The following is a 26,248-nucleotide window of genomic DNA, read 5'->3' as shown; positions in this document are numbered from 1 at the left end:
GACCCCGCGCCGATCGCACCTCCCCCACCTCGGCGCTGCGACGATGGACTCCCAGACCTCACAGTCATCCCAGGCATCCCAGTCACCTCACACGTTCCAGGTCGACCTGCGCGGTCTGGTGGACCTGCTCTCCCATCACCTCTACTCGAGCCCCAAGGTCTATCTGCGCGAGCTGCTGCAGAACGCCGTGGACGCGATCACCGCCCGCCGGGCCGAGCAGCTCGACTGCCCTGCCCTGGTGCGGCTGTACGCCGACGGCGGCACCCTGCGCGTCGAGGACTCCGGCGTCGGTCTCACCGAGGCGGACGTGCACAACCTGCTGGCGACCATCGGCCGTAGCTCCAAGCGCGCCGACGGGCTCCAGGAGGTCCGCTCCGACTTCCTCGGGCAGTTCGGCATCGGGCTGCTCGCCTGTTTCGTGGTCGCCGAGCGGATCCGGGTCGTCAGCCGCAGCGCCCGTACGCCCGACGCACCGCCCGTGGAGTGGACGGCGACCGACGACGGCTCGTACACCGTGCGGACCCTGCCCGACAGCGAGCACCCCGAACCGGGCACCACCGTGCACCTGGTGGCGCGCGCGGGCGCCGGCGAGTGGCTCACCAAGGAGCGGGTCCTCGCGCTGGCGCGGGATTTCGGGGCGCTGCTGCCGTACGACGTGCGGGTGGACGGTGAGGCGATCACCGATCTGCCCGCGCCCTGGGACCGGTCGTACCCGAGTCCCAGCACCCGGAGGGTGGCGCTGGCCCGGCACTGCCACGAGCTGTTCGGGTTCACGCCGTTGGACTCGATCGACCTGTCGGTGCCGCTCGCGGGGATCCGGGGAGTCGCCTACGTCCTTCCCGGCGCCGTGAGTCCGGCGCAGCGGGCGAGTCACCGGGTGCATCTCAAGGGCATGTTGCTGACCGAGCGGGCCGAACAGCTGTTGCCCGACTGGGCGTTCTTCGTGCGCTGTGTGCTGGACACGGACAGTCTGCGGCCCACGGCGTCGCGCGAGTCGCTGTACGAGGACGAGACGCTGGCCGCCGTACGGGAGGCGCTCGGGGAGCGGATCCGGGCCTGGCTGACCGGGCTCGCGGCGGGTGATCCGGAGCGGCTGGCCGCGTTCCTGTCGGTGCACCACCTGGGGGTGAAGTCCCTGGCGCGGCACGACAAGGAGATGCTGCGCACGATGCTGCCGTGGCTCCCGTTCGAGACGACCGACGGACGGGTGTCCCTGGAGGAGTTCGCGCAGCGCCACCCGGTGGTGCACTTCACGCGGACCGTCGAGGAGTACCGGCAGGTCGCCCCGATCGCGTCGGCGCAGGGCATCGGGGTGATCAACGGCGGTTACACCTACGACGGCGAGCTGGTCGAGGCGCTGCCGTCGGTGCGCCCGGGGACGGTGGTCGCCGAGCTGGACTCGGACACCGTGACCGCGCACCTGGACTCGGTCGACCCGGCCGAGGAGCTTGCCCTGGCGGACTTCCTGGCCGCCGCGCGGGCCAAGCTGGACCCCCTGGGCTGCGATGTCGTCCTGCGGGCCTTCCATCCGCTGTCGGTGCCCGCGCTGCACCTGGACGACCGGTCCGCCCGGCACGAGCAGGCCCGCGCGGAGGCCGAGGAGCAGGCCGACGACCTGTGGGCGGGCATCCTGGGCTCGCTGCGGGGCAGCGCTCCCCGCGCGCGTCTCGTCCTCAACCACCTCAACCCGCTGATCCGGCGGATCAGTTCGCTGAGGGACCGGGACCTGATCGGGACGGCCACGGAGTCGCTCTACGGGCAGGCACTCCTGATGGCGCAGCGACCACTGCGCCCCGCCGATTCGGCACTGCTGAACCGGGCGTTCATCGGCCTCCTGGAGTGGGCCACACACGGGGAGGGCGACCACTGATGACAGGGATCACGGACTTCGACGCGCTGCGCCGGGCGATGGCGGAGAACTCCGAGGAGCCGGAGGGACCGGCCCGCAACGCGCGCGCGGAGCAGCTGCTCGGCGAGGCCGAGAAGCTGGACGTCCCGCTCGCCGTCATCGAGGCGCTCGGACACCAGCTGAAGGTCTACAACTACAGCTCCGAGAAGGACAAGATGTTCGTCCCCTTCGCGCGACTGCTGCGCATGTGGGACGAGCGGCCCGAGGACTTCGACGAGTACGAGGTCCACTCGCTGCACTGGGTCTTCAAGTGGATGTCGTCCGGCATGCTCGGCCAGCCGCACATCCCGCTCGCGTCGATCGAGAAGTGGCTCGGCGAGATGGAGCACCGCTACCGGCTGGCCGGGCACTCCGAACGGGCCGTCCGCAGCGCCGAGTTCAGCGTCGCCTCGCACGTCGGCGACCTGGCGCGGGCCGAGCGGGCGTACGCCGCGTGGCTGGCCGCCGACCGGGACACCATGGCCGACTGCCACGCGTGCGAGCTGCACACCCAGGGCGAGTGGCAGGTGCAGCGGGAGCGCTACGCCGACGCGCTCGATCTGTGGGGCCCGGTCCTGGAGGGCGAGTTCACCTGCGCCCACGAGCCGCACACCGTCCTCGCGTCCTCCCTGGCCCCGCTGCTGCGCCTGGGGCGGGCCGACGAGGCGCGCGCCCATCACCTGCGGGGTTTCCGTCTCGTACGGCCCATGGAGAGCATGCGGGGCGCCTACGCGGACCATGTGGAGTTCTGCGCGCTGAGCGGCAACGAGGCGCGCGGTCTGGAGCTGCTCGCGGAGCGTCCGGCGTACTTCACGGACTCCGGGAACCCGCGCAGCGGGCTGGACTTCCTGTCCGTGGTGACCCTGCTGATGGACCGCCTGACCGAGCTGGGCGTCGGGGACCAGCAGGTACCGGGACCGGCCGGCCGTGCCTGGACGGCACGCGAACTCGCCGTCCACGCGCGCGCGGAGACCCTCGCCCTGGCCGCCCGCTTCGACGGGCGCAACGGCACGACCCACGTCGGCGACCGGGCACGCGCGCGCATGGACCAGCGGCCGCTGGTGGAACGGCTGCCCCTGGGAGTGCGCTCGGCGGGCCGGCCGGCCGCGGCACCGGTGACGACCACGGCACCCGAACCGGCCCCGGAGAAGGACCTTTCCGTGCTGCTCACGGAGGCGCGGCGGCTGTCGGACACGCTCCAACCGCACGCCGTGGAGGCCTGGTTGGCGGTCTCCCGGGCCGCCGAGGGCGTCGAACTGGCCGCCCGCGACCGCGCCGAGATCGCCGACCACCAGGCGATGGACCGGGGCCCCGAGGGCATAGCCCTCTTCGAGCGCGCGGCCGAGTTGTTCGCCGAGGCGGGCGACCCCGGGGAGGCGTGGGCGGCACGCGCGCGTGGAGCGTACGTACGCGCTCTCACGGGCGAGATCGACGAGGCCCTCGCGGCGATCGCCGAGCCGTACGACGGGGTGCTCGCCCTGTACTCCGAGGACGGCACCGGCGTACGGCAGACGGCGGCCGTGCTGATGAGCCGGGCGCGCATCCTGATGCGGAGGGTCCACGGGGAATCCCCCGACGGCTCCCCCGCCGACGCACCCAGTGGCGAGGCCCTGGCCGCCGCCGAGGCCGCCGTCCGGGAGGTGCTGGCCCTGGTCGAGGGACACACCGGGGACGATGTCCGGCTGGCCGCGCGGGGCGCCGAGGGTCAGGCGATGCTCGCCGAGCTCGCGGTGCGGGCCGGGGACGTGGAGACGGCCGTCCGGCTGTTCTCGAAGGCGTCGACGGCGTTCGTGGTCGCGGGGCTGCCGTGGTTCGCGGTGGAGTACGAGGCCCGGCTGGCCGGGCTCGCCCATCACCTCGGCGACGTCACCGAGGCGGAGCGGGCGCTGCGGGCGGCCCTGGAGCACGGTGGGCCCTATCTGGAGGCCCCTGGACGGGCTCAGCTGCATCTCCAGCTCGCCGAGGTGCTCGGCGGCCGGGGACGGTCCGAGGAGGCCGCTGAGCACGCCCTGGAGGCCGCTCACTGGTCCGACGAGGCGGGCGAGGGCCCGACGCTGGGCGCCTGGGCGCGGCACCAGCTCGGCGGCTTCCTGCTGCGCCAGGGGCGGTGGGCCGAGGCCGCCGAGGTGCTGGAGTCGGCGCTGCCCGACCTGAGCGCCGAGACGCACGGCGACGGCGCGATCGTCCAGACGCAGTGGTGGCTCGGTGACTGTCTGAGCGAGCTGGGCGAGCACCGGGCGGCGGCCGAACGGCGGTTGCAGGCGGCCGAGATCGCCCGGCACTGGCCCGAGCAGAACGACCACGCGACGCTCGCCCACCTCGCCGCCGAGTCGCTGGGCCACGCGGAGCTGCCCGCCGAGGCGGACCAGGCGTACGAGCGCGCGGGCGACCTGTGGCGGTCCCTGGGGAACGTGCACGGGCTCGTCCGCTCGCTGCGCGCCCGCGCGTGGCTGGCGCTGCGCGCGGACCGGGCGGACCGGGGGCTGGACCGCGCGCGGGAGCTGATGGCGGGCGCGATCGAGGAGTGCGAGGCCGCGCTGCTCGTGACGGACGACCAGGAGGCGCGGCAGCGGCTCACCGGTGAACTCGGCCACACGCACCGGCAGTTCGGCGAGCTGCTGGCCCGTTCCGTCGCCGAGGAGGCCGAGGACACCGCGATCCAGGGCGCGTTCGAGGACGCCCTGACGCAGACCGCGGAGTCGGTCACCGTGTTCGCCGCCCTCGGGGAGGGCGCGGTGCACACCCGCACCGGCGCCGAACTCGCCGCGGGCTGGCTGGAGGCCGACCTCAGCCGCCCCGTCGACGCGGCGGCACGCGCGCGTGGCGTGCTGAAGGCCTACGAGGGCGCAGACGACGGCGACGAGACGGTACGGGCCCGTCGCGCCGAGGCGGAGCAACTGCTCCAGCTGATGGAGGAACAGACGGAGAAGTAGGGGAAGTTGACGCCTACTCCACGCCGATGAGCAACAGGGCACCCTGCCGGCCGCCCCGGTACACCACCGTGTCGACCGCGAGGTACGACTCACGGACGTGGATCTCCAGGATGTCGGCGACGCTCGCGGGCGCCTCGTCGCCGAGGACGAGCGTGACCAGTTCGCCGCCGGCCGCGAGCATGCGGTCGAGGACGGCCCGGGCGGTGGCCGTGACGTCGGCGCCGATCACCGCCACGTCGCCGTCGACGAGCCCCAGGACGTCCCCGGCCTGGCAGATGCCGGCCATGGTCCAGGACTGTCGTTCGGCGACGGCGACCTCGGCGTAGCGGGTCGCACCCGCCGCCGAGGTCATCGAGACGACGTCCTCGTCGAAGCGGCGCTCCGGCTCGTGCACGGCGAGCGCGGCGATCCCCTGGACCGCGGAGCGCGTCGGGATCAGCGCGACCCGGATGCCCTCGGCCCGGGCCTGCTCGGCGGCGGCAGCGGCGGTGTGGCGCAGCTCCGCGTCATTGGGCAGCAGCACGACCTCACGCGCGTGTGCCCGACGTACGGCCGCGACCAGCTCCCCACTGGCAGGCGGCTCCCCGGGGCGCGCGAGCACGGTGGTCGCGCCGGCCTCGCCGTAGAGCCCCGCAAGGCCCTCACCCGGCACCACGGCGACGACGGCCCGCTGCGCGCGCTCCCTGGGCGGCCGTTCGGCGCCGGTGGTGTGGACGTCGCCGAGCCCGAAGTGGGTGATCCGGATCCGGTGGGGCCGGCCGGCCTCGACGCCCGCTTCCACGGCGGCGCCCGCGTCGTCCACGTGCACGTGGACGTTCCACAGGCCGTCACCGCCGACCACGACGAGCGAGTCACCGAGGGCGTCCAGCCGCTCCCGCAGCCGCGTCACGGCCGAGTCGTCGGCCTCCAGGAGGTAGATCACCTCGAAGGCCGGGCCACCCTCCTGGACAGCTTCCGGACCGTCCTCGCAGAGGGTGACGTCGGTGGCATCGGAAGGGACGTCATGAGCACCGGAAGGCACATCAAGGGAGCCGGAAGCGAAAACGGCCTCCACGCGTGCGTGCGTCACGTCATGCGTCACATCAACAGCCACGCGTGCGTGCGCCCCGAAAACCGGCACCTCCCCCGTGAACGTCTCCACCAGCGCGGCCAGCACCGCCACCAGCCCCCGCCCGCCCGCGTCGACGACTCCCGCGCGCTCCAGGACAGCCAGTTGCCCCGGGGTCGCGGCGAGCGCCGCGCACGCTCCCTCGTAGGCGGCCCGGGCCACGGTCCCGCAGTCGCCGTCGGTGTGGTCGGCCGCGTCCGCCGCCGCCGAGGCGACCGAGAGGACGGTGCCCTCGACGGGGTGGGCCACCGCGTGCCGGGCGGAGTCGGCCGCGCGGCGCAGGGCGAGCCGTAGCCCTTCCCCGTCCGTGTGAGCCGTCTCACCGTCGGCGGCGAGGACCTGGGCCATGCCCCGCAGCAGCTGAGCGAGGATCGTCCCGGAGTTGCCACGCGCCCCGATGAGCGCCCCGTGGGCCATCGCGCGGACGGCGTCGGCCAGCGGCGGCTTCTGCTCGGTCAGGGTGCCGTGTCCGGCGAACACCGCCTCGACCGCGGCGACGGCGGACTCCATGGTCAGGTAGAGGTTGGTGCCGGTGTCCCCGTCGGCCACCGGGTACACGTTGATCGCGTCGATCTCCTCGCGCGCACGCCCCAGCGCCCGCAGCGCGAGACCGCACCAGGTGCGCACCGCGAGAGCATCGAAGAATGTCTGCGGCACCTGCGGCACCTGCGCCTCCTTGAGCTGCTGGACTGGCACGCAGCGTAGACCCCGGAGCGGGCCCGGCCCGAGGAGGGCCGGAGCGGGCCCCCGACCAGGCATGGTAGTTTCGTTGTACTGGCGCGGTCGTTGTATGCTGCTCCGGTTGCCCGATCCCGATCGGGCCATCCCCCCTGGCAGCGCCACTTCCAGATCCTACGATCTTGATCCCGGCATGCCGGGATCATCCGTAAGTGCATCTGTGCATCTGAAGTCTTTGGAGTGACCCGTGGCTGCCAACTGCGACGTCTGCGGCAAGGGGCCGGGCTTCGGCAACAACATCTCGCACTCGCACCGCCGTACGTCCCGTCGCTGGAACCCGAACATCCAGCGCGTCCGTACCGTGGTCAGTGGGACGCCGAAGCGCGTGAACGCTTGCACCTCGTGCATCAAGGCCGGCAAGGTCTCGCGCTGACGCACTGCTGAGCGCGCGGCCACTGCTGGTTCGCTGCATCGAGCCGGTCCACCTCGTGTGGGCCGGCTTTTTGCCGTACCCAAGGGGCCGTACCCAGGTCGTACCCAGGGGCCGGTTCAGTTCCTGAAACGCCACCCGTGATCCACCGGCCCGATCCCCCCACCCAGCGCGAACCCCGCCGCGATCGCCCCCGTGACATACGCCTTCGCCGCCGTCACCGCCTCCGGCACCGACTGCCCCTTGGCGAGCTGTGACGCGATCGCCGAGGCGAGCGTGCAGCCGGTCCCGTGGGTGTGCCTGTTGTCGTGCCGGGGTGCGCGCAGCCAGTGCTCCTCGGAGCCGTCGGTCAGCAGATCCACGGCGTCGCCGGTCAGATGACCACCCTTGATCAACACCCACCGCGGGCCGTACGACAGCACGGCCATCGCGGCCTCGCGCAACTGCTCCTCCGAGTCGACCCGTACGCCGGTGAGTTGCGCCACCTCGTCGAGGTTCGGCGTCGCGACCGTCGCCACCGGCAGCAGCTTCGTCCGTACGGCGTCCAGCGCGGAGGCCGCCAGCAGCGAGTCCCCGTGCTTCGAGATGCCCACCGGGTCGACGACCGCAGGAACGTCCGTGCCGCCGATCAACCCCGCGACCGTCTCGACGAGTTCGGCCGACGCGAGCATCCCGGTCTTCACGGCCTGTACGCCGATGTCGTCGACGACGCTGCGGTACTGGGCGCGCACCGCCTCCGCCGGAAGTTCCCAAGCCCCTTGCACACCGAGGGAGTTCTGCGCTGTGACCGCCGTGACGACACTCATGCCGTGCACGCCGAGCGCGAGCATGGTCTTCAAGTCGGCCTGGATTCCGGCCCCTCCACCGGAGTCGGAGCCGGCGACCGTCAGCACCCGGGGCAACGCGCTCATGACTCGATGTCCCCGAAGTGGTCCCAGCCGCCCTTGCTGGTCCACGGCGCCCCGTCGACCGTCACCTGGGGCAGCGCCGACGGGTTGAGGACCTCGCCGATCACCTTCCAGCGGGCCGGCAGCTTCACGTCCGGCGCGAAGGTCGCCACGATCGCGTGGTCCTCTCCCCCGGTGAGCACCCACTGGATGGGGTCGACGCCGACGGCCTGCCCGATGTCGTTCATCTGCGTCGGGACGTCGATCGCGCCGGACCGGATGTCGATACGGACCTTGCTGGCCTCCGCGATGTGCCCGAGGTCGGCGATCAGCCCGTCGCTCACGTCGCACATCGACGTCGCGCCGAGCCCGGCCGCCGCCGGCCCCGCGTGATACGGCGGCTCGGGGCGCCGGTGCGCCTCCACGAACGCGCGCGGCGAACGGAAGCCCCGCGACAGCACCGCGAACCCGGCCGCGGACCAGCCCAGCCACCCGGTCACGGCGACCACGTCACCCGGCTGCGCGCCGCCCCGGGTGACCGGCTCGCGGCCGCGCAGATCGCCGAGCGCGGTGATCGACACCATGATCGTGTCGCCCCGTACGACATCGCCGCCGACCACCGAAGCGCCCGCGACCTGGCACTCGTCGCGCAGGCCGTCCATCAGCTCCATGGGCCAGGTGACCGGGAGTTCGGCCGGTACGACCAGGCCGAGGAGCAGCGCGGTCGGTACGGCGCCCATGGCGGCGATGTCCGCGAGGTTCTGCGCGGCGGCCTTGCGTCCGACGTCGTAGGCGGTGGACCAGTCGCGGCGGAAGTGCCGGCCCTCCAGCAGGATGTCGGTGCTCGCCACGACCCTGCGGTCGGGGGCGGCGACGACCGCGGCGTCGTCGCCGGGGCCGACCCGGACCGCGGGGGTGGTGGTGAGCCGGGAAGTGAGCTCCCTGATGAGCCCGAACTCCCCCAACTCACCGACGGTGCCCTTCATCGTTCGTCCTCTTCTCGTGACGGCAGCGCCCGGTCGCGAGCCGTCGGTGTGCTCGGTACGGTCGAGGTGACCGTCGACTTCAGTCGTGCCCGCGGCCCGGGACAGGGGCCAGGTCGTGTCCGCAGAGTCCCGTCGTCCGCCCGAAGGGCGGGCCCCGCGGCGTCTGGTGCGTTCACCCACTGCCTTGAGGGCGTGGGAGGTGCCCCCACTCGGCGTGCCGGGCGGAAGCCCTCGTACTGGACGTGCTTGGGCTTTCGCCCGGTGCGGCGAGAGTACGTGCCGGGCGTCGCGGAACAGGCGCGACTCTGCGGACACGGCCTGGGGCCTCCGCGGGTCTCCCCGCGGCGAGCGGCGACGCGATACCGTGGCGTTCCTTTTCCCCACATGATCCTCGTGGCCGCCCTGGAGGTTCCGTGGTACAGGCGTACATCCTGATCCAGACGGAGGTCGGCAAAGCGTCGACCGTCGCCGACACGATCAGCAAGATTCCTGGAGTGATCCAGGCCGAGGACGTCACAGGACCGTACGACGTGATCGTGCGGGCCCAGGCCGACACGGTCGACGATCTCGGCCGCATGGTGGTCGCCAAGGTCCAGCAAGTGGACGGCATCACCCGCACCCTGACCTGCCCGGTGGTGCATCTGTAGCCCCCGTCTACCCTTGGCCGGTGAACTCTCTCCGTCACCGGCACCGTTCTGTCATCGGGCTGTCCGTGCTCGCCGCGCTGATCGCCGTCGCGGGCTGCTCCTCAGCAGACGACAGCGCGTCGACGGCGGTTCCCTCGCCGGGCGCGAAGGTCACCGGGCTGTGCCGGAACCTCGACACGATGCTGCCGTCCAAGGTCGACGGCCAGGGCCGCCGGGATCCCGAGCCCGCGTCCGCGCTGACCGCGGGCTGGGGGAACCCGGCGATCATACTGCGCTGCGGTGTCGTCAGACCCGCGAAGATGAACGACCCGGAGGCCGACGGCGTCGAGGTGAACGGGGTCGGCTGGCTGCTGCAGAAGGAGAACGACGGCTCCTTCCGGTTCACCACGACGCTGCGCAAGGCCTACGTGGAGGTGACCATCCCGAAGGACCGCACCGGAGACGGTATGGCGCCCCTGGTCGACCTCGCGAAGTCCGTCAAGAAGGCGATCCCCGAAGGGATCGCCGACTAGACCGACCGGCTTGACCAGCCTGACCGGACCGACCGGATCAGCGCAGTCCGGTCGACCGGCGCAGCGCAGCCTGCACCAGGAGGTCCACCAGCTCCCCGTAGGGCACGCCGCTGGCCTGCCACATCTGCGGGTACATCGAGATCGGTGTGAACCCGGGCATCGTGTTGATCTCGTTGATGACGAACTCGCCGTCCTCCGTGAGGAAGAAGTCCGCCCGCACGAGCCCCTCGCAGGAGGCCGCGTCGAAGGCCTCCACCGCGAGCCGCTGGACCTCGGCGGTCTCCTCCGGCGTCAGCGGGGCGGGCACGATACCGGGGGTCGAGTCGATGTACTTCGCCTCGAAGTCGTAGTACGCGTGCTCCTGGGGCGGCGGGATCTCGGCCGGCACGCTCGCGCGCGGTCCGTCCTCGAACTCCAGGACCCCGCACTCGATCTCGCGGCCGCGCAGCGCGGCCTCCACGAGGATCTTCGGGTCGTGTCGCTGCGCCTCCTCGATCGCCTCGTCGAGACCGGCCAGTTCGTCGACCTTGGTGATGCCGATCGACGACCCCGCGCGCGCGGGCTTCACGAACAGCGGCCAGCCGTGCTCACCCGCGAAGTCGATGATCTTCTTGCGCGCGGCGGACTCGTCCCGCTCCCACTCGCGCGGCCGGATCACCACGTACGGGCCGACCTTGAGGCCGAACGAGGTGAACACCCGCTTCATGTACTCCTTGTCCTGGCCGACGGCCGAGGCGAGCACACCCGCGCCCACGTACGGCACACCGGACAGCTCCAGGAGTCCCTGCAGCGTGCCGTCCTCGCCGTAGGGGCCGTGCAGGACGGGGAAGACGACGTCGACCTCGCCGAGGGCCTTGGGCACGGATCCCGGTTCGCTGACGACGACTTCACGGTTTCCGGGGTCGAGCGGGAGCACCACGCCGCCCGCGCTCGACTCGGCGAGTTCCTCGACGTCCGGCGTACGGCGGTCGGTGATCGCCATCCGCTCCGGGGCGTCGGCGGTGAGGGCCCAGCGGCCTTCGCGGGTGATGCCGATCGGCAGGACGTCGTACTTGGTCCGGTCGATGGCCCCGAGGACGGCGCCGGCGGTGACCACGGAGATCCCGTGTTCGGAGCTGCGGCCGCCGAACACGACGGCCACCCGCGGCTTGCGAGGCGGCTGCTCAGGGCTCTGGGAGAGGTTCTCGGTGCTCATATCGCGATGAGCGTACCCGGTGGTACTGCCTTGAGTCAGCGTCCGTTGACGGGCGGCGGTTCGATCAGCGCCCCAAAGGGGCGCGAGGAACTGCGCGACAAGCCACGACGGAGCCGCAGCCGCACAACGACACCCGGCGGCACCCCCTGGCGGAGCCCTCAGCGTCGTTCGGACTTGGCGCTGCGCGACATGAGCTCCTTCACCGCGACCACCGGCGACTTCCCCTCATGCACGATCTCGAACACCGTCTCCGTGATGGGCATATCCACATCGTGCCGACGGGCCAAGTCCAGCACGGACTCACAGGACTTGACACCCTCGGCGGTCTGCTTGGTGACCGCGATGGTCTCCTGGAGGGTCATGCCCTTGCCGAGGTTGGTGCCGAAGGTGTGGTTGCGCGACAGCGGCGAGGAGCAGGTCGCCACCAGGTCGCCCAGCCCGGCGAGTCCGGAGAAGGTCAGCGGGTCGGCGCCCATCGCGAGGCCGAGCCGGGTCGTCTCGACGAGACCGCGGGTGATGAGCGAGCCCTTGGCGTTGTCCCCGAGCCCCATGCCGTCCGCGATGCCGACGGCGAGCCCGATCACGTTCTTCACCGCGCCGCCGAGCTCGCAGCCCACGACGTCGGTGATGGTGTACGGCCTGAAGTACGGCGTGTGGCAAGCCGCTTGGAGCCTGCGGGCCACGGCCTCGTCGGTGCAGGCGACCACCGCGGCGGCCGGCATCCGGGAGGCGATCTCCCGCGCGAGATTGGGCCCGGAGACCACGGCGATACGGTCCCGGCCGACCTTGGCGACGTCCTCGATGACCTCGCTCATCCGCATGACGGAGCCGAGCTCGACGCCCTTCATGAGCGAGACGAGGACCGTGTCGGGCGCCAACAGGGGTGCCCAGTCGGCCAAGTTGGCGCGCAGCGTCTGCGAAGGGACCGACAGGACGGTGAAGTCGGCGTGGGCGGCGGCCTCGGCCGCGTCGGTGGTGGCCCGCAGGTTCTCCGGGAGCTCTACGCCGGGGAAGTAATCGGGGTTCGTACGCGTGGAGTTGATGGCTTCCGCGACCTCCGCGCGGCGCGCCCACAGCGTGACCTCGCACCCGGCGTCGGCGAGCACCATGCCGAAAGCCGTGCCCCACGAACCGGCGCTGAAGACAGCCGCCTTGACCGGCTTGCTCACGTGCCCTGCCCCTCTTCCTGTCCGACCCTCGGCTCGATCGCCGACTCGGCCTGAGACTCCAACTCGTGGGTTTCCACGGCCGTCCGGCGCCGCTGCTCGATCCGCTCGCGGCGCGGGTCGTAGGGCGTCTCGGGTGACTTCGCGCCGCGGATCCGCTCCAACAGGCGGGTGATGTCGGCCATGATGACCTCGGTCGCCTCCTTGAGGAGGTCCGGGCTCATCTCCTTGCCGTAGAAACGCGTGAGGTCCACCGGCGGGCCCGCGAGCACATGGCTGGTCTTGCGCGGAAAGACGCGCAGCTTCTTGGCGTACGGCGGGAGCAACTCGTTGGCGCCCCACTGCGCTACGGGAATCACCGGGCACTGGGTCTGCAGGGCCACACGCGCGGCACCGGTCTTGCCGGTCATGGGCCATTGGTCGGGGTCCCGGGTGATGGTGCCCTCGGGATAGAACGCGACGCACTCACCGCGGTCCACGGCGTCGATCGCGGCGCGGAAGGCACTCAACGCGTCCGTGGTCTCGCGGTAGACGGGGATCTGTCCGGTACCGCGCATCGCGGCGCCGACGAATCCCTTCCCGAAAAGGCTGCTCTTCGCCAGGAATCGCGGAACACGTCCGGTGTTGTACTGAAAGTGTCCGTATGCGAAGGGGTCCACTTGTGAATTGTGGTTCACCGCGGTGATAAACCCGCCCTCGGCCGGAATGTGCTCCATTCCGCCCCAGTCCCGCTTGATCAGAACCACCAGCGGCGGTTTGCAGAGGACCGCTGCGAAGCGGTACCAGAACCCGATTCTGCGGCGGGGCACGCGAACACCTTCCTCTTGGACCTGGGGGGCCGCACAAGTGTCGCCCCAGGCCGTTGGTCTGTCGAGAACACCGTACGCCCCGCCACCGACACCGCCAGGGGTGCCGGGTGACAATGGCCGCGACAAGAGAGGGGCGGAACGCCCGTGCAGTGGACCTTGGTCATCCCCCTGAAGCCTCTGGCGCGCGCCAAGAGCAGGCTGTCGGACACCGCGGGCGACGGGCTGCGCCCGGGCCTCGCCCTCGCCTTCGCCCAGGACACCGTGGCGGCCGCGCTGGCCTGCCCGTCGGTCCGCGATGTGGCGGTCGTCACGGACGACGCCCTGGCCGGCCGCGAACTGGCCGCGCTGGGCGCCCGTATCGTCGCCGACGAGCCGGGAGGCGGCCTGAACGCCGCTCTGCGGCACGCGGCGGCGGCCGTGCGGGTTTCCCGCCCCGAAAGCGCGGTCGCGGCCCTGAACGCCGATCTGCCGGCTCTGCGCCCCGCGGAATTGGCCCGGGTCCTGGACGCGGCCGCTGAATTCCCGCGCGCTTTTCTCCCGGACGCGGCCGCAATCGGCACCACGTTGCTCACCGCGCGAGAGGGCCGCGAATTGCACCCGGCTTTCGGCACCGATTCCCGCGCCCGCCATCGAGCCTCCGGCGCGAGGGAACTCACCCTGGACACGGTGGATTCCGTACGACAGGACGTGGACACCGGCGAGGACCTGCGGGCGGCACTGGCCCTCGGGGTGGGGCCGCGCACGGCGGCAGCGGCGGCGGGGCTGCTGATTCCGGGGCAGTAGCCGACCGTGGGCGGGCAGTAGGCTGCGGCCATGCAGGCGACCGCTTACACCTACGACGCCGGGACCCGTACCGGAAGCGTGCTGCTCGACGACGGCACCCCGGTGTCCTTCGACGCCGCCGCGTTCGACGCGGGCGGGCTGCGGCTGCTCAGGCCGGGACAGCGGGTGCGGATCGAGACCGAGGGGCCGAAGGACGGTCTCAGGGTCACGCTCGTGACGCTGCAGACCTTCTGAACGCCCTTTCCGTACGCCCCTGAACACGCCGCGGGCCGGACTCCCAGAGGGAGTCCGGCCCGGCGCGTGAGTGCCTTGCGCCCCGTGACTAGCGGGTGGTGGCCTTCTTGGCGGTGGTCTTGCGCGTCGCCGACTTCTTGGCGGGGGCCTTCTTGGCCGCCGCCTTCTTGGCGGTGCCGGTGGCCTTCTTGGCCGCCGTCTTCTTGGCCGTCGCCGTGGTCTTCTTGGCGGTGGCCTTCTTGGCCGTGGCCTTCTTCGCGGTGGCCGTGGTCTTCTTGGCGACCGTCTTCTTCGCCACGGTCTTCTTCGCGGCAGCCGTCGCCCTCTTGGCGGTGGTCTTCTTGGCCGCGGCCTTCTTGACCGTCGCCGAAGCGGTGCCGCTCAGGCTGCCCTTGGGCGCCTTCTTGACGGCGACCTCGCCGCCGCGCGGGAGCTTCTTCGAGCCGCTCACCAGGTCCTTGAAACCCTGGCCCGCGCGGAAGCGCGGCACGGAGGTCTTCTTGACCCGAACCCGCTCGCCCGTCTGGGGGTTGCGGGCGTAACGGGCCGGACGGTCGACCTTCTCGAACGAACCGAAGCCGGTGACCGAAACCCGGTCCCCATTGACGACGGCACGGACGACTGCGTCCAGAACCGCGTCGACCGCCTCGGCGGCCTGCTGACGGCCACCGACCTTGTCCGCAATCGCTTCTACGAGCTGCGCCTTGTTCACGTCTTCCCCTTCGGAGACATTGCCGGAACGAAACTGCTCCGGCTTTTTCGCACGTTAGGCAGATATATACCGCAAATCAAACACGAAACGGGCTAATCACCCGTGCGCCGCAACGAACTCGGCTGTCCTGGACTTGTTTCAGCGTTCCTCTTCCGGGAATCGACCCGCGTCGAGGTCCTCTGTGAACCGGTCCAGCCGCCTTGTCGCGTCGGCGAGATCGTGCTTGGCCGCGGCCGTAATGACCAGCAGCTTCCGGGCCAGCGCCATCCGTACGCCCTCCGGGACTTGCAGTGCGCGCACCCTTGTGTGCGCTTCCTTGAGTTGGTCCGCGACTGCCGCATAGAGCTTGAGTTGGCCGTCGTGTTCCATGCACAGATTGTGCCATCTGGGGCGAGTTGTCGCCTGCGGGGGTAGCAACTGGTGCCTCAAACAGCGTTCCGGAGCCCGGCGGCAGCCTTGGCTCAAAGCTGCGCCTACCCCGTCAACACCCTGTCTAACACAGGGAGTTGAGCAAAGCGTTGCAGGCGCGCAGGGCCGTTCGGGTGCAGACATGGCTGTACCCCCAATCGTGGCGATCGGGGGTACAGACGGGGTGTCGCGTGGCCGAATCTCGACTCGGGGAAGGCCTCGTGAGGACCTTGGGGTCAGACCTGGACCGTCCGCGGCTTGTACGAGGGGCGCTTGGCCTCGTACGTGGAGATGTCGCCCTCGTTCTGGAGGGTGATGGAGATGTCGTCCAGGCCGTTCAGCAGCCGCCAGCGGGCGTTCTCGTCGAGTTCGAAGGCGGCGGTGATGCCTTCGGCGCGCACCTCGCGGGCCTCCAGGTCGACCGTGACCTCGGCCTGCGGGTCCTTGTCGGTGAGGTCCTGCAGCGCGTCCACGATCTTCTGCTCCAGAACCACCGTGAGCAGGCCGTTCTTGAGCGAGTTGCCGCGGAAGATGTCGGCGAACCGGGAGGAGATGACGGCCTTGAAGCCGTAGTTCTGCAGCGCCCACACGGCGTGCTCACGCGAGGAGCCGGTACCGAAGTCGGGGCCGGCCACCAGGACCGTGGCGCCCTTGCGCTCGGGGCGGTTGAGGATGAAGTTCTCGTCCTTGCGCCAGGCCTCGAAGAGTCCGTCCTCGAACCCGTCCCTGGTCACCTTCTTGAGCCAGTGGGCGGGGATGATCTGGTCGGTGTCCACGTTGCTGCGGCGCAGCGGGACGGCCCGGCCGGTGTGCGTGGTGAATGCTTCCATGACTCTCAGACTCCAGCGGGCACAGGGGCGTCGGACAGATCGGCGGGCGAGGCCAGGTGGCCCAGCACGGCGGTCGCGGCGGCGACCTGCGGCGAGACCAGGTGCGTACGGCCGCCCTTGCCCTGCCTGCCCTCGAAGTTGCGGTTGGAGGTGGACGCGGAGCGCTCACCGGGTGCCAGCTGGTCCGGGTTCATGCCCAGACACATCGAGCAGCCCGCGTGCCGCCATTCGGCGCCGGCCTCCTTGAACACGACGTCCAGGCCCTCGGAGACGGCCTGCAGACCGACCCGCGCGGAGCCCGGGACGACCAGCATCCGTACGCCGTCGGCGACTTTGCGGCCCTCGACGATCTCGGCGGCCGCACGCAGGTCCTCGATACGGCCGTTGGTGCACGAACCTACGAAGACGGTGTCCACCTTGATGTCGCGCAGCGGCTGACCGGCCTCCAACCCCATGTATTCCAGGGCCTTTTCGGCGGCGAAGCGCTCCGAAGCGTCTTCGTACGAAGCAGGATCGGGGACGGACGCCGAAAGCGGCGCGCCCTGACCGGGGTTGGTGCCCCAGGTGACGAACGGCGCCAGCGAGGGACCGTCGATGACGACCTCGGCGTCGAATTCCGCGTCCTCGTCGGTCTTCAGGGTCTTCCAGTACGCGACGGCGGCGTCCCAGTCCTCGCCCTCGGGGGCGTGGGCGCGGCCCTTGATGTACTCGAAGGTGGTCTCGTCGGGGGCGATCATGCCCGCGCGGGCGCCGGCCTCGATCGACATGTTGCAGATGGTCATGCGGGCCTCCATCGAGAGCTTCTCGATGGCGGAGCCGCGGTATTCCAGGATGTAGCCCTGGCCGCCGCCGGTGCCGATCTTCGCGATGATGGCGAGGATCAGGTCCTTGGCGGTGACGCCGTCGGGCAGTTCGCCGTCGACCGTGATGGCCATGGTTTTCGGGCGGGCCAGCGGCAGCGTCTGGGTGGCCAGCACATGCTCCACCTGGGAGGTGCCGATGCCGAACGCCAGCGCGCCGAAGGCGCCGTGGGTGGAGGTGTGGGAGTCACCGCACACGACCGTCGTCCCGGGCTGGGTCAGCCCCAGCTGCGGGCCTACGACGTGGACGACGCCCTGCTCGACGTCGCCCAGGGAGTGCAGGCGCACGCCGAAGTCGGCGCAGTTCTTGCGCAGCGTCTCCAGCTGGGCCCGGGAGACCGGGTCCGCGATGGGCTTGTCGATGTCGAGGGTCGGGGTGTTGTGATCCTCGGTGGCGATGGTGAGGTCGAGGCGCCGCACCGGACGGCCCGCCTGACGGAGACCGTCGAAGGCCTGCGGGCTGGTCACCTCGTGCAGCAGGTGCAGATCGATGAAGAGGAGGTCGGGCTCGCCCTCGGCGCGCCGGACGACATGGTCGTCCCAGACCTTCTCCGCGAGTGTCCTACCCATCGCTTTCCCTCCGGCCGGCAAACAGCGCCGGCCCAACTAGAGATCTTGAGGAGACGGCGCTCGCACCCCTGGTTCACGGGCAGCCGCCGCCTGGCCCGTTGGTCCGCGGGCCGCTGTGCCTACAAGAGTTGCGCGTCTCACGAAAAAAGGAACTTGCGTTTCACAGAGTGAGACGCGAGTATCGTTTCATGGACAACAGTAGCGGCGTCGGCGTCCTGGACAAGGCAGCTCTTGTCCTTGGCGCTCTGGAGTCCGGTCCGGCCACCCTCGCGGGTCTGGTCGCGGCGACCGGGCTGGCACGACCCACGGCACACCGGCTGGCCGTGGCTTTGGAACACCACCGCATGGTGGCGCGCGACATGCAGGGCCGGTTCATTCTCGGCCCCCGTCTCGCCGAGCTGGCCGCGGCCGCCGGCGAGGACCGTCTGCTCGCCACGGCGGGCCCGGTGCTCACGCATCTGCGGGACATCACGGGCGAGAGCGCGCAGCTCTACCGCCGCCAGGGCGACATGCGCATCTGCGTCGCCGCGGCGGAGCGCCTGTCCGGACTGCGGGACACGGTCCCGGTCGGCTCGACGCTCACGATGAAAGCCGGTTCGTCCGCGCAGATCCTGATGGCCTGGGAGGAGCCGGAGCGCCTGCACCGCGGCCTCCAGGGCGCCCGCTTCACGGCCACGGCCCTCTCGGGCGTACGGCGCCGGGGCTGGGCCCAGTCGATCGGCGAGCGCGAGCCGGGCGTCGCGTCCGTCTCCGCGCCGGTGCGCGGCCCCTCGAACCGCGTGGTGGCCGCCGTGTCCGTCTCCGGCCCCATCGAGCGCCTGACGCGCCACCCGGGCCGTATGCACGCCCAGGCGGTCATCGACGCCGCCGCCCGCCTCTCCGAGGCCCTGCGCCGCACCGGCTGATCCGCCGAAACATCCCAAGGAGGGCCTGCCTCAACGCCGCGGCAGGCCCTTCGTCATGACCGCGCCCCCAACTCATCGCGATCCACGCCGAGTTGACGTACGGGCGGACAACGAGAAAGGCCCTCCACCGAAGTGGAGGGCCTTCCCTCTGTACGTACCCCCGACCGGATTCGAACCGGCGCTACCGCCTTGAGAGGGCGGCGTGCTAGGCCGCTACACAACGGGGGCCTAGACTCTGCGTTTCCGCAGTTCAAAGCTGGTCTACCAGGACTCGAACCTAGAATGACGGTACCAGAAACCGTAGTGTTGCCAATTACACCATAGACCAAGGTGATTCAAGGTAAAGCGTACCCCCGACCGGATTCGAACCGGCGCTACTGCCGTGAGAGGGCAGCGTGCTAGGCCGCTACACAACGGGGGCTTTGCAGAGTTGACCTCTGCGGTTGCAGATGAGCTCTGCGAGCTGGCCTACCAGGACTCGAACCTAGACTAACGGAACCAGAAACCGTCGTGCTGCCAATTACACCATAGGCCACTGGAACGCAATCCCCTGCCGGGATCTTGTTCTAGCGTGCGCCTCCGGGTACCTGACCTTTCAGTCTGTTCTCCGGCGGCGCAGGAAGAACATTACCTGAAGGTGGACGGGGCTCCAAAACGGGTATCAGCGCCGAGGAGCGCGGGGAGTTCGGCGAGAGAGACGATCCGGTGCCGCCCCACGAGGACCTCACCGGGGGTGGGCCCGCCGCGTCGGTCGATCCAGACGGAGAGCAGCCCGGCGTCCGCGGCACCGCGCCAGTCGATCTCGGGGTGATCTCCGACATACGCCACTTCGTGCGGCGGCAGTTCCAGCGCCTCGCAGGCCGCGAGGAAGGCGCCGGCCTCGGGTTTGGAGACGCCCAGCTCGGCCGCGCACAGGACGGCCTCGAAGCGGTCGTACACCCCGAGGGCGCGCAGTTTGCGGTCCTGGACGGTGAGGCTGGAGTTGGAGAGGACGGCGTGCCGGTGAGTGGCCGCGAGGGTGTCCAGGACGGGCAGGACGTCCGGGAAGAGGGACCAGGCGGTCTCGTAGTGGGACTTGTAGCGCTGGAACCAGTCCTCGGCCTCGGCGTCGGTCAACTCCCGGCCCAGGAACAGCCGGACGCGGTCCAGCCGCTGCCCCTCGAACGAGACCTCACCGGCCGAGAACCGCGCCCAGTGGAACTCGGTGGCCACCTTCCAGCGCTCCAGGGCCTCCGCCACGCTCGCGTGCCCGTCGACCAGCCCCTCGGCCACCAGGTGCTCCCGCATGGCCGCGCGGTCCGCACCGGTGTAGTCGAACAAGGTGTCGTCGACGTCCCAGACAACGGCCCGAATGGTCATGATCCGACGGTAACCCGGGGCCCGGGGGCGCGTCTGCCCCCGACCTGCCGTCACACGGGGGCGACGAAGAAGTCCGTGACGAAGCAGGTGACTTCGCCGGCCGCCGTACGGCCGATCCAGGTGGGGTAGGCGCCGTCGCCCCAGCCCGAGCCGAAGGCCGCCAGGGTGTGGCCGGTGGAGGGTGACGTGACCAGGTACGGACCCGGAGCGTGGCCGTGCTTCTCGAAGGCGTCCCACAGCGGGCCCTCGTCGCCCTCGCACTCGGGGAAGGAGCCGTCGACCGACGCGTCGTAGAACGAGCCCGTGCCGGCGTCGACTCCGTAGCCGTAGAACTCGTCCTCGGTGAGTGCGGCGAGGTCCTGGCCGGGCTGGAGGGCGAGTTCCCAGCCGGTGGTGGGCTCGTCCCGTATGACCAGGCGGGCGGCGGCCACGCGCAGGTGGGGGGCGTCGGACGGGGGTTCGTCGGGCTGGGTGAGGGTGGCGACGGCGGCTTCGACGCGGTAGTGGCCGGGGGCCACGGCGACCGTGAAGGGTTCGGCCTCGCCCTGGCCGAGGCCGACGAAGGGGTCGCAGGCCACCACCTGGCCGGTGGGGAGCCAGAGTTGGCCGCCATCCGCGAGGTGGATCACGCCGACCGTGCCGGTCTCGTCCTCCGTGAACGTGCTGCCGGGCGTGAAAAGCCAGGTGTAGTCACGAGCGGTCATCGGCATGAAAGGCGCCTCTCCTGAACGATCTTCAATGATCCGGAACCCTAACGCCCCGCACTGACAACGCCGAAGGGACGGCAGTCCGTTGCGGCTGCCGCCCCTTCACGCGTGTGTGCGTTACGCGGCCAGCTTGGCGAGGGCCGCGTCGATCCTGGCGAGGGTCTTCTCCTTGCCCAGGATCTCCAGGGACTCGAAGAGCGGCAGGCCGATCGTGCGGCCGGTGACGGCGACGCGGACCGGGGCCTGCGCCTTGCCGAGCTTGAGGCCGTGGGCCTCACCGGCGGCCAGGACGGCCTCCTTGAGGGACTCGGGCGAGGTCCAGTCGGCCGACTCCAGCTTCTCGCGGGCCGTACGGAGCAGGGCGTCGGAGCCCTCCTTCATGGCCTTCGTCCAGGACGCCTCGTCCTCGACCGGCTCGGCGAGGAACAGGAAGTCGACGTTGTCCGTGATCTCCGAAAGGACCTTGAGGCGGGTCTGCGCGTGCGGCGCGACGGCCTGCCACTTCGCCTCGTCGAAGTCCTCCGGCGCCCAGGGGGCGAACGGGGCCCGCAGCCACGGGGCGCAGCGCTCGGTGAAGTCCTTCACGTCGAGCAGCCGGATGTGGTCGGCGTTGATCGCCTCGCACTTCTTCAGGTCGAAGCGCGCCGGGTTGGGGTTCACGTCGGCGATCTCGAAGGCCGCGACCATCTCGTCCATCGTGAAGACGTCCCGGTCGCCCGAGAGCGACCAACCCAGCAGGGAGAGGTAGTTGAGCAGCCCCTCGGGCAGGAAGCCGCGCTCCCTGTAGAGGTTGAGCGAGGACTCGGGGTCGCGCTTGGAGAGCTTCTTGTTGCCCTCGCCCATCACGTACGGCAGGTGCCCGAAGGAGGGGATCTCCTTCGCGATGCCCAGGTCGATCAGCGCCTTGTAGAGGGCGATCTGGCGCGGGGTGGAGGAGAGCAGGTCCTCGCCGCGCAGGACGTGGGTGATCTCCATCAGGGCGTCGTCGACCGGGTTGACGAGCGTGTACAGCGGGGCGCCGTTGGCCCGGACGATGCCGTAGTCCGGCACGTTCTCCGGGGTGAACGTCAGCTCGCCGCGGACCAGGTCCGTGAAGGTGATCGTCTCGTCGGGCATCCGGAACCGGACGATCGGCGTACGGCCCTCGGCCACGTAAGCGGCCTTCTGCCCGTCGCTCAGGTCGCGGCAGTGGCCGTCGTAGCCGGACGGCTTGCCGGCGGCGCGGGCGGCGTCGCGGCGGGCGTCCAGCTCCTCCGTGGAGCAGTAGCAGTGGTAGGCGCGGCCGGCGTCCTGGAGCTTCTGCGCGACGTCCTTGTAGATGTCCATGCGCTGCGACTGGCGGTACGGCGCGTGCGGGCCGCCGACCTCGGGGCCCTCGTCCCAGTCGAAGCCCAGCCAGCGCAGCGAGTCGAGCAGCTGGTCGTAGGACTCCTCGGAGTCGCGGGCCGCGTCGGTGTCCTCGATGCGGAAGACCAGGGTGCCCTGGTGGTGCTTGGCGAACGCCCAGTTGAACAGGGCGGTGCGGACCAGGCCCACGTGCGGGTTGCCGGTGGGCGAGGGACAGAAACGGACGCGGACGGGGGAGGCGGGTGCGCTAGCCACGCTTGACAACCTTGTTGGTGAGAGTGCCGATGCCTTCGATGGAGACGGCGACCTCGTCGCCGACGGTGAGCGGTCCGACGCCTGCCGGGGTGCCCGTGAGGATCACGTCGCCGGGGAGCAGCGTCATGGCCTCGGTGATGTTGACGATCAGGTCCTCGATCGAGTGGATCATCTCGCTGGTGCGGCCGAGTTGGCGCTGCTGTCCGTTGACCGTGAGCTGGATGGTGAGGTCGCTCGGGTCGAGGTCCGTCTCCACCCAGGGGCCGAGCGGGCAGGAGGTGTCGAAGCCCTTGGCGCGGGCCCACTGCTTCTCGCGCTTCTGGACGTCACGCGCGGTGATGTCGTTGGCGCACGTGTAGCCGAGGATGACGTCCTTGACGCGCTCGCGCGGGACCTCGCGGCACATCCGGCCGATGACGACGGCCAGTTCGGCCTCGTGATGGAGGTCCTCGGTGAAGGAGGGGTACTGGATGTCGTCGCCGGAGCCGATCACCGAGGTGGACGGCTTGAAGAAGGCGAAGGGGACGTCCGGCACCTCGTTGCCCAGTTCGCGGGCGTGCTCGGCGTAGTTGCGGCCGTAGGCGACGACCTTGTTCGGGAGGACCGGCGGCAGCAGCCTGACCTTGCTGAGCGGGACCTTCGTACCGGAGAGCTCGAAGTCCGCGAACGGGATGCCCTTGATGATGTCGAGGACGAGCTCGTCCGGCTTGTCGCCCTCGACCGCGCCGAAGGCGACGTTCCCGTCGATGGAGAATCTGGCGATGCGCACGGGATCCTGGCGCCCCTCACTGAGCCGGCTGAAGTCTGACGCTCCAGGCTAACGCGGTGCGGGACCCCTCCTCGCGCGATTACTCCGCGGCGGCGGTGACCGGGATCTCCATGAGGATGGTCCGGCGCGGGTTGGCGGTCTGGGCCGGCAGGTCGAGCGAGTGTTCCTGCAGCTCCGGCGTCTGCAGCGCGTCGGCGTCCGCGAGGTGCGCCAGCGTCGTGCGTCGCGGGTTGGCAATGTTGCGGAACATCATCGTGGTCTTCACTGTTGTACTCGACCCTCGTCGTCCGTCGGTGGGCGGTTGGCAGTATGTGCCCTCATGTAAAGCGTCAGGCTAAACATCCAATTCCCGGCCGAAGACGCGAAGAGCCCTTGATCTGCGTGTGAGTTTGCTCACGGCCTCATGGGCAAAGGGTCCAATTCGGGCCCTCAACTCACCTCAACCAAACGGACATTGCCCCCCTGAAGCTGTCATTCCGCTCCTGATCATGGCGACTGGGGCACATCCCATGTCCCCGGAGGCCGTGGGGATATGCCCCCTTTGGGATGAATAGCTTTCTACGTCTCGTGACGCACCCCTCACGGGGTGTCACTCAGGTCACAGCCTGGCCTACGGGCCTTGTTGGAGATCCGGCACTGTGCTGGAATTCCACGGACCGCCGCAGAATCAGCCCGGCGCGCAGAGGGCGCAACGCAGCGCCGAGGGCGGCGGAAGGGGGAGCAGCGCCGGTCACTCACGACCACACACTGGGGGGCGCGTTCAGGGCGCTCCCTAAGACGCCGACACCGTCCTTCCGTTCGCGCGGAGGGGCGCCTGGTCCAGAGGTTGCGACGCTAGTGCAGGGACGTTTCAAGAGGGATGGCAGTGCTTCGGCGGAGCCGGAGCCGCATGGCGGGGCTGGCCCCAAGACCGGCAGCTCCTCGCCCCAGCACGCCCAGAACCCGGGCCCGGCGCCGTCAGGCGACGGTGGAGGCCCCGGGCGCCCCGGCGTGTCCGCAACCCCGACCCCCATGCCCCCGGTGAAGCCGCCGTCGGGCTCACCCGGACCCGGCTCGCGCGTCGCTCTGCGTAACTGGCGCATCTCCACGCGCCTGGTCTCGCTGCTCGCGCTCCCGGTGGTCGCGGCCACCTCGCTGGGCGCCCTGCGCATCAGCGACTCCATGACCGAGATCCAGCAGCTCGACAACATGAAGCTGCTGACGGACATGACCAAGCAGGCCACCGAGCTGGCCACCGCGCTCCAGGAGGAGCGCGACCAGTCGGCCGGTCCCCTCTCCCACGGCGGCAAGGCCACCGACTACGAGGTCAAGGGCTACGAGCAGAAGACCGACCGCGCCCGAGAGAACTTCATCAACGCCTCGGAAGAGGTGGACAGCGCCAGCAAGAGCGGCAACCTCCAGGGCGTCCGGGAGAGCCTGGTCGGTCTCGCGACCGAGCTGGACAACCTCGACAAGATCCGCAAGTCGGCGTACCAGTCGAAGGGCAACTCGACCCAGACGGTCGACGCCTACCACCGGCTGATCAGCCAGCTGCTGGGCCTCTCGCAGGACATGGCGGAGGCCACCAGCAACCCGGAGATGATCCAGCGCACCCGCGCCCTGGCGGCCTTCTCCGCCGCCAAGGAGTTCTCGTCCGTGCAGCGCGCCGTGATCGCGGCGGCCCTGCCGAACAACAACACGCAGCAGGGCGACCTCTCCGCCAACGACCGGCTCTACGCAGACTCCGCCCTGGAGAGCGAGAAGTCGGAACTGAGCATCTTCCGCAACATCTACGGCAACCAGGGCGCCGAGGAACTCATCGCGCCCATCGAGAACGGCAACCCGACCATCGAGTCGGCCGACACCTACGCCCAGCGCGTCCTCGACAACGCCAACGGTCTGGCCTCGCTGGACAAGCGGTCCTACAAGGACTGGGTGGACGACAGCTCGACCAAGATCGAGCAGATGAAGAAGATCGAGCACACGCTCCTGGAGGACATGGAGCAGAAGGCCCGCGAGCTGCGCTCCGCCTCCGAGCGTGAGGCGATCATCTCCGGTGCGCTGATCCTGCTCGTGCTCGGCGTCTCCCTGGTCGGCGCCTTCGTCATCGCCCGGTCCATGATCCGCTCGCTGCGCCGCCTCCAGGAGACCGCCAACAAGGTCGCCCAGGACCGTCTGCCCGAGCTGGTCAAGCAGTTGTCCGAGTCCGACCCGCAGGACGTCGACACGTCCGTGGAGTCGGTCGGTGTGCACTCCCGGGACGAGATCGGCCAGGTCGCCGCGGCCTTCGACGACGTGCACCGCGAGGCCGTCCGCCTCGCCGCCGAGCAGGCCCTCCTGCGAGGCAACGTCAACGCGATGTTCACCAACCTCTCGCGCCGCTCCCAGGGCCTCATCCAGCGTCAGCTCTCGCTCATCTCCGAGCTGGAGTCCCGCGAGGCCGACCCGGACCAGCTGTCCTCGCTCTTCAAGCTCGACCACCTCGCGACCCGCATGCGCCGTAACGGTGAGAACCTCCTGGTCCTCGCCGGTGAAGAGCCCGGCCGCCGCTGGACCCGTCCGGTCCCGCTGGTCGACGTGCTCCGCGCCGCCGCCTCCGAGGTGGAGCAGTACGAGCGCATCGAGCTCTCGTCCGTGCCGACCACCGAAGTCGCCGGCCGTGTGGTCAACGACCTCGTGCACCTCCTCGCCGAGCTGCTGGAGAACGCGACCTCCTTCTCCTCGCCGCAGACCAAGGTCAAGGTCACCGGTCACGCGCTGCCCGACGGCCGGGTGCTGATCGAGATCCACGACACCGGTATCGGCCTCTCCCCCGAGGACCTCGCGGCGATCAACGAGCGGCTCGCCTCGCCGCCCACCGTGGACGTCTCGGTCTCCCGCCGCATGGGTCTGTTCGTGGTCGGCCGCCTCTCGCAGCGCCACGGCATCCGCATCCAGCTGCGTCCGTCCGACTCCGGTGGTACGACCGCGCTGGTCATGCTCCCCGTCGACGTCGCCCAGGGCGGCAAGAAGCCCGCTCCGGGCAAGCCCGGTCAGACCGCCGTCGGCGCCGCTGCGGCAGCCGCCGCGGCCGGTGCCGGTGCGGCCCGCCGGGGCAACGGCCAGGGTGGCTCCGCGCTCGGCGCGGGTGCGCCCGCCGGCAATGGTGGACTTCTCGGTGCCGGGGCCGCTCCGCGCGGCCAGGTCGGTGCCGGTCAGAGCCCCCGGGCCGCGCTGCCCGGTGCGGGCGGTGGACGTCCGGGTGGACCCGGCGGTCCCGGTGGTCCGGGCGGTGCGCGTGGACCTCAGGGT

At 70.5% G+C, this 26,248-nt stretch carries 24 protein-coding genes and 4 tRNA genes; 9 read left to right on the top strand and 19 right to left on the bottom strand.

Annotated features, from left to right (window positions below):
* Positions 1–43: 43 nt before the first annotated feature.
* Complete coding sequence (locus tag ACFWP5_RS31620; RefSeq protein ID WP_384164121.1) at positions 44–1,870, top strand: HSP90 family protein; 1,827 nt, start codon at positions 44–46, stop codon at positions 1,868–1,870.
* A complete protein-coding gene (locus ACFWP5_RS31615) occupies positions 1,870–4,821 on the top strand; it encodes a tetratricopeptide repeat protein (protein WP_384164118.1) in 2,952 nt (983 codons plus the stop codon). Before ACFWP5_RS31620 ends, ACFWP5_RS31615 begins: the two co-directional genes overlap by 1 nt.
* Positions 4,822–4,834: 13 nt before the next feature.
* Here ACFWP5_RS31615 and ACFWP5_RS31610 read toward each other — a convergent pair whose 3' ends face one another.
* Complete coding sequence (locus tag ACFWP5_RS31610) at positions 4,835–6,595, bottom strand: DAK2 domain-containing protein (protein WP_384164156.1); 1,761 nt, start codon at positions 6,593–6,595, stop codon at positions 4,835–4,837.
* 259 nt (positions 6,596–6,854) lie between these two features.
* Between ACFWP5_RS31610 and rpmB the strand changes: the two genes are divergently transcribed.
* Positions 6,855–7,040, top strand: coding sequence for a 50S ribosomal protein L28 (gene rpmB / locus ACFWP5_RS31605; RefSeq protein WP_003973430.1), 186 nt, complete (start codon positions 6,855–6,857; stop codon positions 7,038–7,040).
* Between the two features lie 116 nt (positions 7,041–7,156).
* On the opposite strand, the gene thiD is transcribed toward rpmB, so the two are convergent.
* Complete coding sequence (gene thiD, locus ACFWP5_RS31600; protein ID WP_384164115.1) at positions 7,157–7,948, bottom strand: bifunctional hydroxymethylpyrimidine kinase/phosphomethylpyrimidine kinase; 792 nt, start codon at positions 7,946–7,948, stop codon at positions 7,157–7,159.
* Complete coding sequence (locus ACFWP5_RS31595; protein ID WP_019058663.1) at positions 7,945–8,910, bottom strand: thiamine-phosphate kinase; 966 nt, start codon at positions 8,908–8,910, stop codon at positions 7,945–7,947. Before ACFWP5_RS31595 ends, thiD begins: the two co-directional genes overlap by 4 nt.
* Before the next feature lie 413 nt (positions 8,911–9,323).
* On the opposite strand from ACFWP5_RS31595, the gene ACFWP5_RS31590 reads away from it, so the two are divergent.
* Positions 9,324–9,557 carry an Lrp/AsnC family transcriptional regulator gene (locus ACFWP5_RS31590; protein WP_019068732.1) on the top strand — a complete coding sequence of 78 codons (234 nt, stop codon included), beginning with the start codon at positions 9,324–9,326 and terminating at the stop codon, positions 9,555–9,557.
* A 20-nt stretch (positions 9,558–9,577) separates the two neighbouring features.
* Positions 9,578–10,069, top strand: a complete 492-nt coding sequence (locus ACFWP5_RS31585) for a DUF3515 domain-containing protein (RefSeq protein ID WP_384164111.1) — start codon at positions 9,578–9,580, stop codon at positions 10,067–10,069.
* Positions 10,070–10,106: 37 nt separating this feature from the next.
* Here the strand turns inward: ACFWP5_RS31585 and ACFWP5_RS31580 are convergent, their stop codons facing one another.
* From ACFWP5_RS31580 to ACFWP5_RS31570, 3 genes are all read right to left on the bottom strand, one after another.
* The gene (locus tag ACFWP5_RS31580; protein WP_384164108.1) at positions 10,107–11,264 is read right to left on the bottom strand and encodes a D-alanine--D-alanine ligase family protein; all 1,158 of its coding nucleotides are present in this window, start codon (positions 11,262–11,264) and stop codon (positions 10,107–10,109) included.
* Positions 11,265–11,422: 158 nt separating this feature from the next.
* Positions 11,423–12,433, bottom strand: coding sequence for an NAD(P)H-dependent glycerol-3-phosphate dehydrogenase (locus ACFWP5_RS31575; protein WP_384164105.1), 1,011 nt, complete (start codon positions 12,431–12,433; stop codon positions 11,423–11,425).
* Complete coding sequence (locus tag ACFWP5_RS31570) at positions 12,430–13,239, bottom strand: lysophospholipid acyltransferase family protein (RefSeq protein WP_384164102.1); 810 nt, start codon at positions 13,237–13,239, stop codon at positions 12,430–12,432. The genes ACFWP5_RS31575 and ACFWP5_RS31570 overlap by 4 nt, the downstream gene beginning before the upstream one ends.
* Positions 13,240–13,383: 144 nt before the next feature.
* On the opposite strand from ACFWP5_RS31570, the gene cofC reads away from it, so the two are divergent.
* Positions 13,384–14,022: a 2-phospho-L-lactate guanylyltransferase gene (gene cofC / locus ACFWP5_RS31565; RefSeq protein WP_384164099.1), complete on the top strand. Its 639-nt coding sequence runs from the start codon at positions 13,384–13,386 to the stop codon at positions 14,020–14,022.
* Between the two features lie 30 nt (positions 14,023–14,052).
* Positions 14,053–14,256: a hypothetical protein gene (locus ACFWP5_RS31560; RefSeq protein ID WP_365306900.1), complete on the top strand. Its 204-nt coding sequence runs from the start codon at positions 14,053–14,055 to the stop codon at positions 14,254–14,256.
* Between the two features lie 88 nt (positions 14,257–14,344).
* Here ACFWP5_RS31560 and ACFWP5_RS31555 read toward each other — a convergent pair whose 3' ends face one another.
* The 4 genes from ACFWP5_RS31555 to leuC all read right to left on the bottom strand — a co-directional run bounded on the left by ACFWP5_RS31555 (position 14,345) and on the right by leuC (position 17,636).
* Entirely contained in the window at positions 14,345–14,968 is a 624-nt protein-coding gene (locus tag ACFWP5_RS31555) for an HU family DNA-binding protein (protein ID WP_384164095.1), read from the bottom strand.
* A gap of 138 nt (positions 14,969–15,106) precedes the next feature.
* On the bottom strand, positions 15,107–15,337 hold the full coding sequence (locus tag ACFWP5_RS31550; RefSeq protein ID WP_033282690.1) for a hypothetical protein: 231 nt from the start codon (positions 15,335–15,337) through the stop codon (positions 15,107–15,109).
* 275 nt (positions 15,338–15,612) lie between these two features.
* The gene (gene leuD / locus ACFWP5_RS31545) at positions 15,613–16,206 is read right to left on the bottom strand and encodes a 3-isopropylmalate dehydratase small subunit (protein WP_384164092.1); all 594 of its coding nucleotides are present in this window, start codon (positions 16,204–16,206) and stop codon (positions 15,613–15,615) included.
* A 5-nt stretch (positions 16,207–16,211) separates the two neighbouring features.
* The gene (leuC, locus tag ACFWP5_RS31540) at positions 16,212–17,636 is read right to left on the bottom strand and encodes a 3-isopropylmalate dehydratase large subunit (protein WP_384164089.1); all 1,425 of its coding nucleotides are present in this window, start codon (positions 17,634–17,636) and stop codon (positions 16,212–16,214) included.
* A gap of 188 nt (positions 17,637–17,824) precedes the next feature.
* Here leuC and ndgR point away from each other — a divergent pair, with 188 nt between their 5' ends.
* Complete coding sequence (ndgR, locus tag ACFWP5_RS31535; protein ID WP_019068721.1) at positions 17,825–18,541, top strand: IclR family transcriptional regulator NdgR; 717 nt, start codon at positions 17,825–17,827, stop codon at positions 18,539–18,541.
* 155 nt (positions 18,542–18,696) lie between these two features.
* On the opposite strand, the gene ACFWP5_RS31530 is transcribed toward ndgR, so the two are convergent.
* The 9 genes from ACFWP5_RS31530 to ACFWP5_RS31490 all read right to left on the bottom strand — a co-directional run bounded on the left by ACFWP5_RS31530 (position 18,697) and on the right by ACFWP5_RS31490 (position 23,243).
* Positions 18,697–18,769, bottom strand: a tRNA-Glu gene (locus tag ACFWP5_RS31530).
* 28 nt (positions 18,770–18,797) lie between these two features.
* Positions 18,798–18,869 (bottom strand) — tRNA-Gln (locus ACFWP5_RS31525).
* A gap of 20 nt (positions 18,870–18,889) precedes the next feature.
* A tRNA-Glu gene (locus ACFWP5_RS31520) sits at positions 18,890–18,962 on the bottom strand.
* Positions 18,963–19,004: 42 nt separating this feature from the next.
* Positions 19,005–19,076: transfer RNA gene (locus ACFWP5_RS31515), tRNA-Gln, on the bottom strand.
* Positions 19,077–19,168: 92 nt separating this feature from the next.
* Positions 19,169–19,900, bottom strand: a complete 732-nt coding sequence (locus tag ACFWP5_RS31510; RefSeq protein WP_384164086.1) for an HAD family hydrolase — start codon at positions 19,898–19,900, stop codon at positions 19,169–19,171.
* A 50-nt stretch (positions 19,901–19,950) separates the two neighbouring features.
* Positions 19,951–20,610: a DUF4241 domain-containing protein gene (locus ACFWP5_RS31505; protein ID WP_384164083.1), complete on the bottom strand. Its 660-nt coding sequence runs from the start codon at positions 20,608–20,610 to the stop codon at positions 19,951–19,953.
* Between the two features lie 114 nt (positions 20,611–20,724).
* Complete coding sequence (gene gltX, locus ACFWP5_RS31500; protein ID WP_384164080.1) at positions 20,725–22,209, bottom strand: glutamate--tRNA ligase; 1,485 nt, start codon at positions 22,207–22,209, stop codon at positions 20,725–20,727.
* Complete coding sequence (locus ACFWP5_RS31495) at positions 22,202–22,978, bottom strand: fumarylacetoacetate hydrolase family protein (RefSeq protein WP_019058646.1); 777 nt, start codon at positions 22,976–22,978, stop codon at positions 22,202–22,204. Before ACFWP5_RS31495 ends, gltX begins: the two co-directional genes overlap by 8 nt.
* 79 nt (positions 22,979–23,057) lie before the next feature.
* Positions 23,058–23,243 (bottom strand): hypothetical protein, encoded by a 186-nt coding sequence (locus tag ACFWP5_RS31490; protein ID WP_266772910.1) that lies wholly within the window; start codon positions 23,241–23,243, stop codon positions 23,058–23,060.
* 572 nt (positions 23,244–23,815) lie between these two features.
* On the opposite strand from ACFWP5_RS31490, the gene ACFWP5_RS31485 reads away from it, so the two are divergent.
* Positions 23,816–26,248: nitrate- and nitrite sensing domain-containing protein (locus ACFWP5_RS31485; RefSeq protein WP_384164075.1), on the top strand; the 2,433-nt coding region annotated here is incomplete at its 3' end.

Origin of the sequence: Streptomyces sp. NPDC058469 (genome assembly GCF_042721125.1) — a bacterium.
Taxonomy (GTDB): domain Bacteria; phylum Actinomycetota; class Actinomycetes; order Streptomycetales; family Streptomycetaceae; genus Streptomyces.
The sequence above is the reverse complement of the archived record's forward strand: the minus strand, read 5'-3'. Positions and strand labels throughout refer to the sequence as shown.

Excerpts from the sequence above, each read along its gene's own strand:
- ACFWP5_RS31505 (WP_384164083.1), bottom strand. The coding sequence starts at position 20,610 with ATGCCGATGACCGCTCGTGACTACACCTGGCTTTTCACGCCCGGCAGC.
- leuD (WP_384164092.1), bottom strand. The coding sequence starts at position 16,206 with ATGGAAGCATTCACCACGCACACCGGCCGGGCCGTCCCGCTGCGCCGC.
- ACFWP5_RS31550 (WP_033282690.1), bottom strand. The coding sequence starts at position 15,337 with ATGGAACACGACGGCCAACTCAAGCTCTATGCGGCAGTCGCGGACCAA.
- leuC (WP_384164089.1), bottom strand. The coding sequence starts at position 17,636 with ATGGGTAGGACACTCGCGGAGAAGGTCTGGGACGACCATGTCGTCCGG.
- ACFWP5_RS31595 (WP_019058663.1), bottom strand. The coding sequence starts at position 8,910 with ATGAAGGGCACCGTCGGTGAGTTGGGGGAGTTCGGGCTCATCAGGGAG.
- ACFWP5_RS31580 (WP_384164108.1), bottom strand. The coding sequence starts at position 11,264 with ATGAGCACCGAGAACCTCTCCCAGAGCCCTGAGCAGCCGCCTCGCAAG.
- thiD (WP_384164115.1), bottom strand. The coding sequence starts at position 7,948 with ATGAGCGCGTTGCCCCGGGTGCTGACGGTCGCCGGCTCCGACTCCGGT.
- ACFWP5_RS31620 (WP_384164121.1), top strand. The coding sequence starts at position 44 with ATGGACTCCCAGACCTCACAGTCATCCCAGGCATCCCAGTCACCTCAC.
- ACFWP5_RS31615 (WP_384164118.1), top strand. The coding sequence starts at position 1,870 with ATGACAGGGATCACGGACTTCGACGCGCTGCGCCGGGCGATGGCGGAG.
- ndgR (WP_019068721.1), top strand. The coding sequence starts at position 17,825 with ATGGACAACAGTAGCGGCGTCGGCGTCCTGGACAAGGCAGCTCTTGTC.
- ACFWP5_RS31510 (WP_384164086.1), bottom strand. The coding sequence starts at position 19,900 with ATGACCATTCGGGCCGTTGTCTGGGACGTCGACGACACCTTGTTCGAC.
- ACFWP5_RS31560 (WP_365306900.1), top strand. The coding sequence starts at position 14,053 with ATGCAGGCGACCGCTTACACCTACGACGCCGGGACCCGTACCGGAAGC.